9 protein-coding genes and 2 tRNA genes are annotated in these 13,391 nt (G+C 59.9%); 5 read left to right on the top strand and 6 right to left on the bottom strand.

What is annotated here, in order from left to right; all coding sequences use genetic code 11:
• Positions 1-69: 69 nt before the first annotated feature.
• On the bottom strand, positions 70-906 hold the full coding sequence (locus tag R3F07_04590) for a glycosyltransferase family 2 protein (GenBank protein ID MEZ5275639.1): 837 nt from the start codon (positions 904-906) through the stop codon (positions 70-72).
• 249 nt (positions 907-1,155) lie between these two features.
• Between R3F07_04590 and R3F07_04585 the strand changes: the two genes are divergently transcribed.
• Positions 1,156-1,230 (top strand) — tRNA-Thr (locus tag R3F07_04585).
• On the opposite strand, the gene R3F07_04580 is transcribed toward R3F07_04585, so the two are convergent.
• Positions 1,204-2,142 (bottom strand): AraC family transcriptional regulator, encoded by a 939-nt coding sequence (locus R3F07_04580; GenBank protein MEZ5275638.1) that lies wholly within the window; start codon positions 2,140-2,142, stop codon positions 1,204-1,206. The two genes, R3F07_04585 and R3F07_04580, sit on opposite strands and share 27 nt — an antisense overlap.
• A gap of 177 nt (positions 2,143-2,319) precedes the next feature.
• On the opposite strand from R3F07_04580, the gene R3F07_04575 reads away from it, so the two are divergent.
• From R3F07_04575 to R3F07_04565, 3 genes are all read left to right on the top strand, one after another.
• On the top strand, positions 2,320-3,276 hold the full coding sequence (locus R3F07_04575; GenBank protein ID MEZ5275637.1) for a dihydropteroate synthase: 957 nt from the start codon (positions 2,320-2,322) through the stop codon (positions 3,274-3,276).
• Between the two features lie 314 nt (positions 3,277-3,590).
• Positions 3,591-3,848: a hypothetical protein gene (locus R3F07_04570; GenBank protein MEZ5275636.1), complete on the top strand. Its 258-nt coding sequence runs from the start codon at positions 3,591-3,593 to the stop codon at positions 3,846-3,848.
• An 88-nt stretch (positions 3,849-3,936) separates the two neighbouring features.
• Complete coding sequence (locus R3F07_04565) at positions 3,937-4,941, top strand: LacI family DNA-binding transcriptional regulator (protein MEZ5275635.1); 1,005 nt, start codon at positions 3,937-3,939, stop codon at positions 4,939-4,941.
• Positions 4,942-5,564: 623 nt separating this feature from the next.
• On the opposite strand, the gene R3F07_04560 is transcribed toward R3F07_04565, so the two are convergent.
• Positions 5,565-7,058 carry a sulfatase gene (locus R3F07_04560; GenBank protein MEZ5275634.1) on the bottom strand — a complete coding sequence of 498 codons (1,494 nt, stop codon included), beginning with the start codon at positions 7,056-7,058 and terminating at the stop codon, positions 5,565-5,567.
• 397 nt (positions 7,059-7,455) lie between these two features.
• Positions 7,456-8,487 (bottom strand): L-threonine 3-dehydrogenase, encoded by a 1,032-nt coding sequence (tdh, locus tag R3F07_04555; protein ID MEZ5275633.1) that lies wholly within the window; start codon positions 8,485-8,487, stop codon positions 7,456-7,458.
• A gap of 166 nt (positions 8,488-8,653) precedes the next feature.
• Between tdh and R3F07_04550 the strand changes: the two genes are divergently transcribed.
• Positions 8,654-8,727 (top strand) — tRNA-Gln (locus tag R3F07_04550).
• A 173-nt stretch (positions 8,728-8,900) separates the two neighbouring features.
• On the opposite strand, the gene R3F07_04545 is transcribed toward R3F07_04550, so the two are convergent.
• On the bottom strand, positions 8,901-9,860 hold the full coding sequence (locus tag R3F07_04545; GenBank protein ID MEZ5275632.1) for an SDR family NAD(P)-dependent oxidoreductase: 960 nt from the start codon (positions 9,858-9,860) through the stop codon (positions 8,901-8,903).
• 239 nt (positions 9,861-10,099) lie between these two features.
• Positions 10,100-13,384: an amino acid adenylation domain-containing protein gene (locus R3F07_04540; GenBank protein MEZ5275631.1), complete on the bottom strand. Its 3,285-nt coding sequence runs from the start codon at positions 13,382-13,384 to the stop codon at positions 10,100-10,102.
• Between the last annotated feature and the right edge of the window lie 7 nt (positions 13,385-13,391).

Here is a 13,391-nt window from a genome sequence, read left to right as displayed (position 1 = left end):
GGTCCTCCGGTTCGACCGGCTCAGCACCCTGAGCTTTTTGAAGAGCCGGGCCTTCGGCCCTGACCGCCTTTACTTCCCGAGGGACTCCCGATCGACAACACGATCGACCAGGTAGGTCGGTCGCCGCTTTACCTCGAGAAAGATCTGCGCGAGATACTCGCCGATGATCCCGAGCAGGAGCATGACGGTCCCATTGAGGAAGAGCAGCAGGATGGCCAGGGTGGCGAATCCTGGTGCGGTCGTATGGAGGTCGAAGATCAGGGCCTTGACCAGGTAGAAAAGACCCAGGGCAATCGCTGAAAGACAGAGTCCGAAACCCAGGGCCATCGCTATCCTGAGCGGACGGGTGGAAAACGAAGTCAGGCCCGCCACGGCCAGTCGGACCAGCTTCCAGAAAGGGTACTTGGATTCGCCGGCCGCCCGGTCGGGTCGGCTGACCGCGACGGATGCGGTCTTCAGGCCGATCCATGAGCGCAGCCCGCGGACAAACCTGACGGTTTCCGGCAGACTCTTGAGGCCCTCGGCTGCGTTCCGGCTCATCACGCAGAAATCACCGCTGTCGAGATGGACCGGCGTCTCCGCCATCATGCCATAAATCCGGTAAAAGACCGAGTAACAGAACCGCTTGAAAAGCGATCCTTCGCGGGTTTCCCGGACCGCATAGACCACATCGAACCCGCTCCGGGCCTTTTCATACATCGCCACAAGGGTGTCCGGGGAATCCTGGAGATCGGCGTCCATGACCGCCACAAAGTCGCCGTCGGCAAAAGCCAGTCCGGCCGTGACCGCCGCCTGGTGGCCGAAATTCCGTGACAACTCCACCAGCCGGATCCGGGAATCGTCCCGTATCCAGGACTCCACCCAGGCCACACTCCCGTCGGTCGACCCGTCACTGACGAGAATCAGGGTCCAGCCTTCCGGCAGACCCGTCGTGTTCTCGAGCTATTCCCGCAACAACGGGAGGACCGCCTCCTCATTCAGGAACGGGATGACGATGGACAGGCTTGGGCGTTCCTTCATATGGGACAGTGTCAGTTGTTCACAGCTCAGGGATCGAAGGCAAGCCTGACAGTGCCCGATGGGTGCCCGAAGCTTCGACTTGCAATTTGCATCCGGTCCACCTAGCAACCGAAGCATCCGCAGCGATTTCCCGCCGCCGGCGTAGCTCAATGGTAGAGCAACGGTTTTGTAAACCGTAGGTTGTCAGTTCGATTCTGACCGCCGGCTCCAGTCTTCCTCCGGTGCGTCGAGAAACTGGCGCGGGGTGATGCCCGTCGCCTTCTTGAACACACGGTAGAAATAGGCCAGATCGGTGAAACCCGCCTCATAGGCGGCGTAGAGAATCCGACCGGTCTGGCGCAGACGGGCCATCGCGAACTGAATCCGCTTTTCGGTCAGATAACCGACCACCGTCCTCCCTGTCCGCTCCTTGAACAGGGTCGTCATGCGACGGGTGGAGAGTCCGCACAGTTCGGCGAGGTCTTCCAGTTGGAGCGGCTTGTCGAAATTCTCTTCGATGTACTGGATGACCCCGTCCAGGTCCGGTCCCTCCTTCCGCAGACCGGCCTCCCCACGGACCGCCAGCCGCTGCATCTGCACAATGAGTTGCAGCAGACCGGCGTGGATGAGGGCCCCGGACCCGAGCCCTCCACCCTCCTGCTCCCGGAGCATCCGCCGGAGGTTCTCGCGAATCAGGCCACGCTGGTAGGCGCCGTTCAGCCGGTGAGGCTGCATCGGCGGGATCGACAAGGATCGGATGGCCTGCCCGATGAGGGCATTCTGCGCTTCGGCCGCCCGACCCCAGCAGACCATGACCAGGGTCATGGGTGCTGCCGGATCATCCAAGAAACGGTGTGGTTGGTCCGACGGCAGGTGGACCAGGACGTCCGCACCGATCTTCACCTTGTTGCCCGGGGTTTCCAGCCATCCCTTTCCCACCGCCACCAACCCGATCTTGTGAAAGGGCCACCTCGTCATCTCCATGTGAAAGGTCTCCGAGTGATGACTCTCAAAGACAAAGACACCGTGGGGCGGAAGACGCACATCCAGCGGACTGCTTCGCAGATCCGATCGGGACTTTCCCACTCCCGGGGCTGAACGAACCGGATCGCCCGTCCCCGGATTCCTGTCGGCGGGATTCATCGGTGGTCAATGGAGTCGGGAAGCAGTCATGGGATCGGACATTTCCCGATAATACAATATCTTCCTTCCGATTCAACCAAGACCTTTGCTCGGGAATCCGGTTAGGATTGACGACGGAGTGCCGGTCGCCCGCCAGCGACCCGACTTTCCCCGAGAATTGACCACCCATTCGCCCCCATGAGCCCATCGACAAAGAACGCCATGACGATCGTCTCGTCAAAGTCCCATCGGGTGCGCATCGGCCCGGACCGCAAGACGGTCGTCATCGGCGAGCGCTGCAATGCGCTCGGCTACCGGCGGGTCCGGGACACGGTCGCCCGGGGGCATTGGGAGGAAGTCGTCAATCGGGCGGTCACCCAATTCGAGGCCGGTGCCGGAATCATCAACGTCAATATGGTCGGGCTGGATATCCCGGAGAAAGTGCTCCTGCCCATCGCCGTGACCGCGATCCGGTCGAGGGTCGATTGCCCGCTGTCGCTGGATTACGGCGACCCCGCCGCCCTTGATGCCGCTCTCGGCAAGGTCGAGGGCCGCTGCCTGATCAATTCCATCTCCGGGGAGAAGGAAAAGCTGCACCCCGTCATGGAGATCGCCAGGAAACACGGAGCCGCCATGATCGCCATGACCTCCGACGATGACGGGATCCCCTCGACCCCGGAGGGTCGTTTGAAGTGCGCGATCAAAATACTGGAAGCCGGAGCACGCTACGGTTTCACGGTTGACGATTTCATCTTCGACTGCATCGCCATCGGTGTCGCCACCGATGTCGGAGCGGGACGATGCACGATGGAGACCATGCGCCTGATCCGGAAGGAACTCGGTGCCAATATCACCCTCGGCGCTTCCAATGTCAGCTTCGGCATGCCGAGACGAAAGACCCTCGATTCGAACTACCTGGCGATCGCTATCATGTGCGGATTGAACGCCCCCATCACCGACATAACCCACCCTGCGCTGAAATGGGCCATCCTCGCCGCCGACACGGTGACCGGCACGGACCGGCTCGGGATGAAGTTCATCAAGGAAACCCGGATGGAGCGACGCCTGCTTGAATTGTCCGCCAACCCGTCATCCGATCCCGCAACCGCGGTTGAGGCCTGTAGACAACGCGGAATAATTTTGCCATCGATGTAATTCTGTGACCCGATCTGCAGGGTCCGGACCAACCGGTCCTCGGAACACCCGGCATCAGGGCGCCCGAATCGAACCTGGTTTCGCCACACGCGATCGAGACCTTGATGTCGCACGAAGCTTGGGCCGACCTGCTCGACTCCGAATCTCCTCCGTCCCAAACGCGTCCCGTTCCCCGGAAGCTGGGAGGGGGATGGAGTCAGTAGCGCAGGGAGGATTTCAAGAGCTCGATCATTCTCCTGAAGACCACCTTCACCGTCGATCCGGAAATCCAGGCTGAACTGGTCGTTTATTCTGCAACCAAAGCCACCGCCTGGGTGAACGGCCGCCGTGTCCTGTCCGTGAACGGCGATCAGATCAATGCCGACCCGTCGATCGCTCCGCCCGCCCACCGGGCCGGACCCGCGGTCACGGCCCTCAAACTGAAGGGCCCGGGGCCTCACGAGCTTCTTGTCGGATTCGAAAAGCCGACCAACGGCATGCCCGCCGACCTGGTGATTGGTTTGGCCGACCACGGCAACCATCTCTGGTTGACCGATGTCGCAACCGGAATCCCCGAACGCGCCTCGACCTGAATCGGACCTTCGCCGCAGGCACTGACGTCGATGTCGTTTCGTCGACATCGCAATAGACAGTTCGGCCTGGACCCGCCACAGTCGGTTTATGGCCACGATCTACGAAGTCGCCAGACAAGCGGGTGTTTCCCCGAAAACGGTTGCCCGTATTCTCGCCGGCGAGCAGGGACGGCCCAGGAACCGGGAACGTGTCCTGGCGGCGGCGCGGAAACTCGGTTACGTCCGCAACCAGCAGGCCGCCAACCTCCGCTCCGGGAAGTCCGGACTCCTCGGTGTCATCGTACCGGATATCTCGAATCCCTTTTACCCCGTCTTTTTCCAGTCGATTCACGAGAGCGCGGCCGGTTACAACTACCAGATTCTCCTGAGCAGCACCTTCGGGAAGATCAGCGAGGAAGTGCATGCCCTGCGGACCTTCGAAGTCAACCGGGTGGAAGGAATCATCTTGAATGCCGCCGAGGGTGAAGCCGACGATGAATGCAACAGCATCATCGAGCGGTTCATCAACCGGGGGGTTCCCGTTGTGCTGGCCGGCCGCCCCGCCCGGAACCTGCCGGTCGATGAGATCGTCATTCAGAACACATCCGCGACCGAGCGCGCGACCAACTACCTACTGAAGATCGGTCACCGGAAAATCGCGTTCATCACGGGTTCCGCATCGACTCTGGCCTCCAGCGAGCGTCGAAGCGGTTTCGAACGGGCTCTCAAGGCAGCCTCCATCGATATCAAGAAACGATGGATGCTTTATGGCGATTTCACGGCTGAGAGTGGCCGCCAGTACGCCCATCAGATCCTCACCTCAACCAATCGACCGACGGCCATTGTCGCGGCCAATGATCTGATCGCCCTCGGAGCGATCCGGGCGTGCCACGAACTCAAGCTCAGGGTGCCCGAGGATGTCGCCATCATCGGATTCGACGATATTGCCGTCGCCCAACTGGTGACACCTGCCCTGACCACCGTGCGTCAGCCGCAACGCCAGATCGCCAGGGAAGTCGTCGCCCTTCTCATGGACCGCATCCAGAGTCGGGACCTATCCAATCCCAGGCGCCTTGCCTACGAGCTTGAGCTGATCATCCGCGAAAGCGCCTGAGCAGAAACCCTTCCACCACCCGGGTTCAAGCCCTGCGATCATTGGCAGGTCCGGTTGCCCGGTCAAACGACCCGGGCCAAGAACCCGCCCCGCAGGAAAGCTGGGGGATCATTCGGCCCCCCGCAAATGGGTCTGCCGACACCTCTCCCCCTTTCGCTTCTTTTGTTCCTTGAGCGAAGCGGGTGTGCCTCTCCCCTCCCGACCTCATTCCAACGCCGCCGGCCGCTCAGGGCGCCCGGCGAATCACGTAGGAAAGAACCTGATACGGACCAAAGCTGATTCGATTGGCTGCCGGATGACCCGGGACATCCATTGGCCCGACCGCGCCCAAGGTATATATCCGGGTTCGAGGACGATCTTCGCTTCGCCGCGCCGCCCCAGGGTCTCATGGAGTCGCAAAATCCAATCTCCGCCGGGCAATGGACGGGCCCAGGCCGGAATCAGGGAGGGACCGCCGTTCGGGTCGACCAGGCCGCTTGATACCGGCTTGCCCTCGTCGAAGATTTGGGAAACTGGCGGACGGCTTTCATGGTGGGAGTGGGTTGCGTGGCAAATCCGTATTTACATCGATGTCAATATGAGGTGCAAGGGCTCGAGACGATGGCGAACGATCCAACCCGCAGTCAACGATCGCCGGACGGCATCGGCTCGTCAACAATGAGCGCCTGAGGGAAGTCGGCCGCCTCCTGCCCGCCCCGGCTCCGGTAGCGTTTGTTCTGGGAACCGCCGCGGGGTGCATTGAGCGGAATCTCCAATCCGCCCTTTTCTTCCATCATGGCAAAGAGGCGCTCCTGCATGTCCGCGACCCTATCCTGATGATCCGGGTCGGCGATCAGGTTGTGGGCCTCATCGGGATCCTCCAGCAGATCGAAGAGTTCGTCCACATCCCAGAGCCCGTAATAGGAGATGTACTTGAAGCGTTCCTCCCGCAGGGCAAAGACAGTCGGCGATTGCGGAAAATTGCGTTCCCAGTAGTAAACATAGAGGAAGGAATCCCTCCAGTTGATCCGCTCGCTCCGCACTAGGGGAAGCAGGCTGCTTCCATCAAAATGAGGCGGCGGCTCCAGCGCCATCGCCTCCATCACGGTCGGCGCCACGTCGATATTGGCCACCACTTCCTCAACGACCGTCCCGGCCCGGATGATCTCGGGACAGCGCATGAGCATCGGCACCCGGATCGAGGTTTCGTAGGCCACCCGTTTGTCGATAAGGCCATGCTCGCCGAACATAAAGCCATTGTCTCCCATGTAGATGACGAGGGTCTGGTCGGCGACACCCATCGATTCGAGCTGAGCCATTACCCGGCCCACACTGTCGTCGACAGCGCAGAGGGTCTCCCCGTAAGCCCTGGCGTAGGCTTCAATATCCAGTTCACTGTGATAGGGGAAATCCACTCCATGCCAGCTGTTCCGCTGGTCGCGCAGCCAACGCGGCTGCAGACGAGAAGACTCCGCTGTCAACCTCTCCGTCGCGGGCCGGGACCACGCCCGGTCGGCGAACTGGCCGGCGTGGCGTTCGGCCGGGACAAAGCCGGCATGGACCGCCTTATGGGAGAGGTAAAGAAAGAAGGGTTGTTCCGAGCCGTTCCGCTCCTGAAGCCAGTCGACAGCGTAATCGGTCAGTTCATCAGTGATATAGCCCTTCTGGGGAACCCGCTCCCCATCCACATTGAGGGTGTGGTCGGGTGATGGGGGCAGGTAGTTGCCCTGTCCCCGGAAACTCACCCAATGATCGAATCCGGGCCGCGGTTCATCCGACTCACCTCCCATATGCCACTTTCCGATGAAGGCAGTCGCGTAGCCGGCCTTCTGCAGATACTGGGGGAAAAAAAGCGTCCCGTCGGGCACGCGGCGGTTATTGTCAATCACCCGATGCCGGAAGGTGTAGAGCCCGGTCAGGATCGAGGCCCGGCTCGGCGAGCAAAGGGAAGTCGTCACGAGGGCATTGCGAAGATGCACCCCTTCCGCCGCCAACCGGTCAAGATTGGGCGTCTCAGCCAGTGGATGCCCCATGAAGCTCATCGCATCGAAACGATGATCGTCTGAGAGGATGAAGACCACGTTGCGTGGTGCCCCCGACTCCCGTCTCTCAACCACGATCTCATCAGGCACGGGCACGACCGCTTCCAGGACAGGACACACTGTGGAGACAACAAGAGAAATCCGAAAGAGGCTTCGCTTCAACGACATCGTGACCGATAGAAAACTGCAAAGAACCAAAGAACGGAAGTCCGGAATCAGGGGGCCACCGTCATCCGTGTAGTCGCGATAGTTGCCATTCCTCTAAGATCCGGTTGATCGCATCCTCTCGATTCCGGAAACTCTGCTCCCCCTGTTGCCTCCTGCAAGAAAGCTGGGAAATCCAAGGTCGTTTCCCCAGAGGCTGCTCTGGTCACGGTCAGCCTTGAGACGAGAGAACGGAGGAAGCTGAAGCGAAGTGGTCCGCCGGAGAGGCCTCACGTCTCTATCCCGGTATTACCTTTCGATTCTGCCTTTCTGCCTGTTTTCCCATCCTTCAATCCCACCTCAAGACGACCTTGCCGGTCTGGCCGGCGGCCATCAGGTCAAATGCCGTCTGGAACTCGGTGTGGGGAAACCGGTGGGTGATCAGTGGGGTGATATCCAGTCCCGCTTCGATCAGGCCGGTCATTTTGTACCAGGTTTCGTACATCTCCCGACCGTAAACCCCGCGGATGGTCAGCATGTTGAAGACGACCTTGTCCCAATCGATGGCACAGGGTTCGGAAAGGATGCCCAGCATGGCGATCCGGCCTCCATGGGCCATATTGGCGATCATGTCCTGGAGAGCCGCCGGGCTGCCCGACATTTCGAGGCCGATGTCAAAGCCCTCCTTCATCCCGATCTCCTTCTGCACATCCCTGAGATTCTCCCGGGACGGATTGACCACCCGGGTCGCCCCCATGCGCTGGGCGAGCTTCAGGCGATCCTCATTGAGGTCGGTCACCACGACGCGACGGGCTCCGGTCCGCACCGCGATTCCGGCGGCCATGCAGCCGATCGGCCCCGCGCCGGTGATGAGCACATCCTCTCCGATCATGTCCCACTGGAGGGCGGTGTGGGTGGCGTTCCCCAGCGGATCAAAGCAGGAAAGCACGTCCAGGGGAATCGATCGCGGAACCGGCACCACGTTGGCCGCGGGGATGCAGAGGAATTCGGCGAATGCCCCATCCCGGTTGACCCCCACACCCAGGGTATCCTTGCAGAGATGCCGTCGGCCGGCCCGGCAGTTCCGGCAGACCCCACAGACGATATGACCCTCGCCATCGACGAGTTCGCCCACCTTGAGGCCGACGACCGAGGAGCCGATTTCCGCGATTTCCCCGACAAATTCGTGCCCGATGATCATCGGCGGCTTGATCGTCCGCTGGGCCCAGGAGTCCCACTTGTAGATATGGAGGTCCGTCCCGCAGATCGAAGTCGCCAGGACCTTGATCAGGACCTCGTTCGGTCCCGGGGAGGGAATCGGGGCATCGATCATTTCGAGCCCCTTGCCCGGACGCACCTTGGCAATCGCACGCATAGTCATGAATCCACGCTTAGCCCGGAACCCCACGGGGAGCAAGCCCGCCTCCGCACGGGCGGGCGGCAATCACCGGAACCGTTCGCCGGCCCGGAGCGACCCGGCCCAAACCCCACCATCCTTTTTGCTTGTCCGGCAAACTCGGAGACTGGTAGGTTCTCCGGCTTCAGATTGCCCGATGGTGTAATGGTAGCACAAATGACTCTGACTCATTCAGTCTAGGTTCGAGCCCTAGTCGGGCAACCACTCCGCAAAAGCGGAGTGGTTGGCAGAGTCGGGCGAAGAACCAGGTTCGACGGAGTCCGCAAAGCGGACGGAGATGGGGTCCCGATCGCCATCAGCGCATCGGGAAGTGCAACGCACCTGACCTTTGGTCAGCCAACCCTAGTCGGGTTACCACTCCAAGCACACGGGAGAATTCACCTAAGGTGCGACGTCTTGAGCCACTCCACGAATCGCGAGATACCCTCTTCGATTTTCACTTTCGGGTCATAACCCAACCTGGTCTTTGCCTTAGTGATGTCCGCATAGGTGATTGGGACGTCACCCGCTTGTAGCGGCCGGCGGTCGATGACCGCCTCCTGTCCGAGAGCATTGGATAGAACCTCAATCAAGTAATCCAACCGAACGGTTTGAGATTCACCGAGATTGAAAATGTCGTATCCAATCTCCTGTTCGGTGCAGGCCACAACGCCATCGACGGTATCCGAGACATAGGTGTAATCACGGGCTGTCGTTCCATCGCCGAAAACCGGAATAGACTCGCCTGAACTGATCAGGCGAGCGAACTTGTGAATGGCCAGATCCGGGCGCTGCCTCGGGCCATAGACCGTGAAGAATCGCAGCATTGCTACATCCATGCCGTAAACGTGGTGATAGACGTGCCCAAGTGCTTCGCAGGCCAACTTGCTGGCCGCATAGGGGGAAATTACGGAAAATATGGGATCACTCTCACAAAAGGGAATCTTCGAGTTCACTCCGTAGACGGACGAGGAAGAAGCGGCTACAATCTTTCGCACCCCGGCACAACGAGCAGCCTCAAAGACACTTGCCGTACCTTCGGCGTTGACCCGCTGATACAACGCCGGCTCCTCCAGACTTGGCCGCACTCCCGCTCGAGCCGCAAGGTGGATGACCTGATCGAATCGCTGCTCGCCAAAGAGACGATCCAGCGATGAACGATCGGTAATGCAGCCTCGGACAAAGCCGAATTCCACCCCGAGGGCCTTGAGATCGGAAACGTTCTGCTCCTTCAGCTTCGGGTCATAGAAATCATTGAGATCGTCATAGGCAACAACCGCATGCCCTGCCCGCAGCAGACGCTCGCACACATGAAAACCAATGAATCCGGCTCCCCCCGTAACTAGGAACTTCCTCATGACAAACCGTGTTGCCTCCTTTTTGGAAGAGCAACCCCTGCCTCCCACCGTTGGAAAAGAAGATCGAACCAGGATCGACAGCTTATCGATAACCTGGCCTTAAGGTCGAATCGCAGAACTGCGATGCCGAATTCAGCAGCGCTTGCCACGCAGGTCCCTCCAGATATCCACTCTTTCATTGACAACAAGCACCGGGCACACGACCCAACACGCCACCTCAAGTCGATTCTCATTCAGGTTCAACTCCCCTCTTCGATTTTCCCAGAAAAGACCTCTGAGAGTCTGGCAAGAGAAGCGGGTTGTTTTAGGACATCTCCATGGGTCCGGGCTTGCAGGCTCTCACAGGTCAACTTGCCGGTCACGACTCTGCTCCATGACCTTCTCGCTGCTTGATCCCGGCCTTCAGTAGTGAAAACGGTCACGTCCCCCTGATAGGGACCGGGTTTATACCGATGCCAGATTGCCAGTTTGTAGAGGGTTGCCCAGTCTTTCTGAAGAGCCTTCGGGATCCGTTTGCCCGGCCAGAGTCCGCGAACAACGAGAGACTGAACAAGCGCTGTCGAGACCCTTTGGATTCTACGCAAAACGCCTCTTCGTCTGGCCCAAAGCCACGCCAATCGTGCATGAGGTGGAACCGCTTTCAGCTTAGTGCTGACCCCGGCATCTCCCGATTTACGCGTTTGAACACGTTCCCCCTCCAGGAACGCCGCGTCGCTTGTCCCTTCCGACCCATACGGTGGCGTGGGATCAAGAAGGACCACGAACTTGACCTCTCCACCAAGTGCCACGACCTGCCTGGCCATTTCGAAGGCCACCAGACCACCAAACGAATACCCTGCAAAGCGATAAGGCCCGACGGGATCAATCTTTCTCAATTCCTCGACATGGTGAGCCGCCAATTCCTCAACTCCTTCAGAGTAGTCCATATTCGAATACTTCCAGTCAATGGAGATCGAATAAACCGGAAATTTGAGCTTAAGCCCTTCCATCATCCGAGTTGTCACATAGGCGAAGACAAAGGAACCCTCAAAGGTATGAGTGGGCGGGGAGTCATCGAAGAACCGGGTGGGAACAAGCCATTTTAGGTCCGTCGCCTTCTGCTTCCCGTCAAGGATCGCAGCCAAGGAAAGAATTCTCGGATCGCTGAATAGAGCGGGCAATTCGAGTCGACGTCCAAACTCTTCATGAACCTGGCTCAACAGTCGAACGGCCAGGAAGGAATCGCCCCCCAGATCGAGGAAATCGTCCTCAATGCCGACCCGATCGATATCGAGCAGCTCCGCCCACATCCGGCAGAGCTTCGCTTCGGTTGGAGTCCGCGGGCCCAGATAAACCGCGTCGGCACTTCGCTCCACCTTTTCCGGTTTGGGTAATGCCAGTCGATCGATCTTTCCGGCGGCGTTGAGCGGGAATGCCGGCATCTCTATGATCGCAGCCGGCATCATGTATTCCGGCAGTCTTTCCCGTATCCATTCTCTCAGTTCACCGATTGGAACCGGGCTCGCGTTCTTCGGAGTGACGTAGGCAAAGAGCCGAACCTGACCACCCTTCTGATCCGGGTGAACAATTGCATCGCGAACGGATTCGTGACTGCGGAGAACATCCTCAATCTCGCCAAGCTCGATTCTGACGCCCCGGACCTGCACCTGGAAATCGGTCCGACCGAGGATCTCAAGGTTCCCATCCGGAAGCCACCGTCCAAGGTCTCCTGTCCGATAGACCCGGGAGTTCGGGTGCGGGGAAAAGGGATCGTCCTGGAAACGCTCCGAGGTCAGCTCATCCCGATTCAGATAGCCCTTGGAAAGGGTGCCACCGATATAGATTTCTCCGGAGACTCCGATCGGTAGAGGCACGCGGTTCCTGTCGAGGATATAGATTCGCTTTCCACCGGCGGGCTTTCCGATGACGATCCGCCGTCCAAAGTCGTCCTGGGCCGTGACCACGCGGGTCGTCGCGGCCGGCGCCTCCGTGCAACCATAATAAACGATCAGTTTCGCCTCCGGCAATTTCCTGAAAAAGCGTTCCTGGACCTCGATCGGAAGGCTCTCGCCCACCGTGTGTATCGTCTTGAGCGACACGCACTGGCTGATCTCGGGATCATCGAGGAGAAGATCAAGCATCGACGGCACCAGGCCGGCCGACGCCACTTCATGCTCGCGAATCATCCGGATCATGTAGGAAGGGTCCTTCTCCTTGCCATCGGGGATCACCACGAGCCGTCCACCTGCATTGATGGCCCCGTTGACCTCAAGCAGGATGAGGGTGAAGCCCACTGGAGACTTCAGGAGCATGCCCTGCCCGGGGTCGACCCGTTTTGGACTCTTCTTGGGATCGCCGACCGGCGTCAGCCGAGAATGCCGCATCAGCACGCCCTTGGGCTTTCCCGTCGACCCCGAGGTGTAGAAGACATTGGCCACATGGCCGACCGCAAACCCCGGGGCAAGAGCTTCATCGGATTGGGCGGCGATGCTATCTGCATCTTCGTCAAGAAGCACCAGCCGGGCCGTTCCCTTGGGCAGTCTGTCCACCAGGCCGGAGCGGGTGATGATGATGGGGACGCCCGAGTCCTCGACCTGGTAACGGATCCGGTCCGCCGGATATGAAGGATCTAGAGGCATGTAGGCTGATCCCGCCCGCTGAAGCCCGACCATGCCGACGACCAGTTCGATGGACCTTTCCAGGAAAACGGCCACGGGTACATCGAGGCCTGCGCCCAGGGTCTTGAGGTGACGGGCCAGACGATTCGCCCGGGACCGCAATTCCCGGTAATTGAGGGTCCGGTCGCCGTCAATGACCGCGACACTCTCGCCAAATCGGGCCATGTTGTCCTCAAACACATCCGGGATTGGCGTACCCATGGGTTCCTCAACCCCGGTATCGTTCCACTCAAGGACCGTTCTTCGATACTCCTCATCCGTCAGGATGCTGAAATCGCACACCCGCCCTTCCCCACCGGCGCTCAATTGGTTCCAGAGACGCTCGAGGTGATGGGGAATCGCCGGGATCATCCAGTCATCGAGCACGCCATCCCGAATCCGGACATTGAGGTGCACCCGATTGTCTTCCCGATAAACCGAGACCACAAGGGCGCACTGCCGACCCAACTCCTCCGTTGGCCCAAATCCCATGTCCGGGACTCCGTCTGACAGCCGAAGGCCGATCAACCAATCGAGTTCCCCCACTCCGTCGCTCACGGACGATTCGGCCCCATCAGGCCCGGCCGGATCGCCAAATTGGTTCCCAACCGACTCGAGAAAAGCCTTCACGGGGAGTCGGTCGTCCACCCGAACGGATCTGGAAGCGTCGACGCCCGCCGGATTACCCGCCCCATCTTCGAGAAGCGCAAACTTCACCGACTCACTGCCGCGGTAACGCGAAACAAACAGGGCAAGTGTCGCCAGCAGGTGGCGCTTCAGGTTCTCATCCTCGCTCCAACCGGCACCGTGGATCGGAGGCAATGGCAACTGATGCGAGACACCACGCCAACCGGCACAGGCTGGATCGGTCAATACGGGCTGGCTCATAAGGATT

The sequence above is a fragment of the Opitutaceae bacterium genome, from assembly GCA_041395105.1.
Lineage (GTDB): Bacteria > Verrucomicrobiota > Verrucomicrobiia > Opitutales > Opitutaceae > B12-G4.
Note: the sequence above shows the minus strand (reverse complement) of the source record. Positions and strands in the feature narration are given on the sequence as shown.

Coding starts and splice junctions, on each gene's coding strand:
- R3F07_04575 (MEZ5275637.1), top strand. CDS start 2,320: ATGAGCCCATCGACAAAGAACGCCATGACGATCGTCTCGTCAAAGTCC.
- R3F07_04565 (MEZ5275635.1), top strand. CDS start 3,937: ATGGCCACGATCTACGAAGTCGCCAGACAAGCGGGTGTTTCCCCGAAA.
- R3F07_04580 (MEZ5275638.1), bottom strand. CDS start 2,142: ATGAATCCCGCCGACAGGAATCCGGGGACGGGCGATCCGGTTCGTTCA.
- tdh (MEZ5275633.1), bottom strand. CDS start 8,487: ATGACTATGCGTGCGATTGCCAAGGTGCGTCCGGGCAAGGGGCTCGAA.
- R3F07_04545 (MEZ5275632.1), bottom strand. CDS start 9,860: ATGAGGAAGTTCCTAGTTACGGGGGGAGCCGGATTCATTGGTTTTCAT.
- R3F07_04540 (MEZ5275631.1), bottom strand. CDS start 13,384: ATGAGCCAGCCCGTATTGACCGATCCAGCCTGTGCCGGTTGGCGTGGT.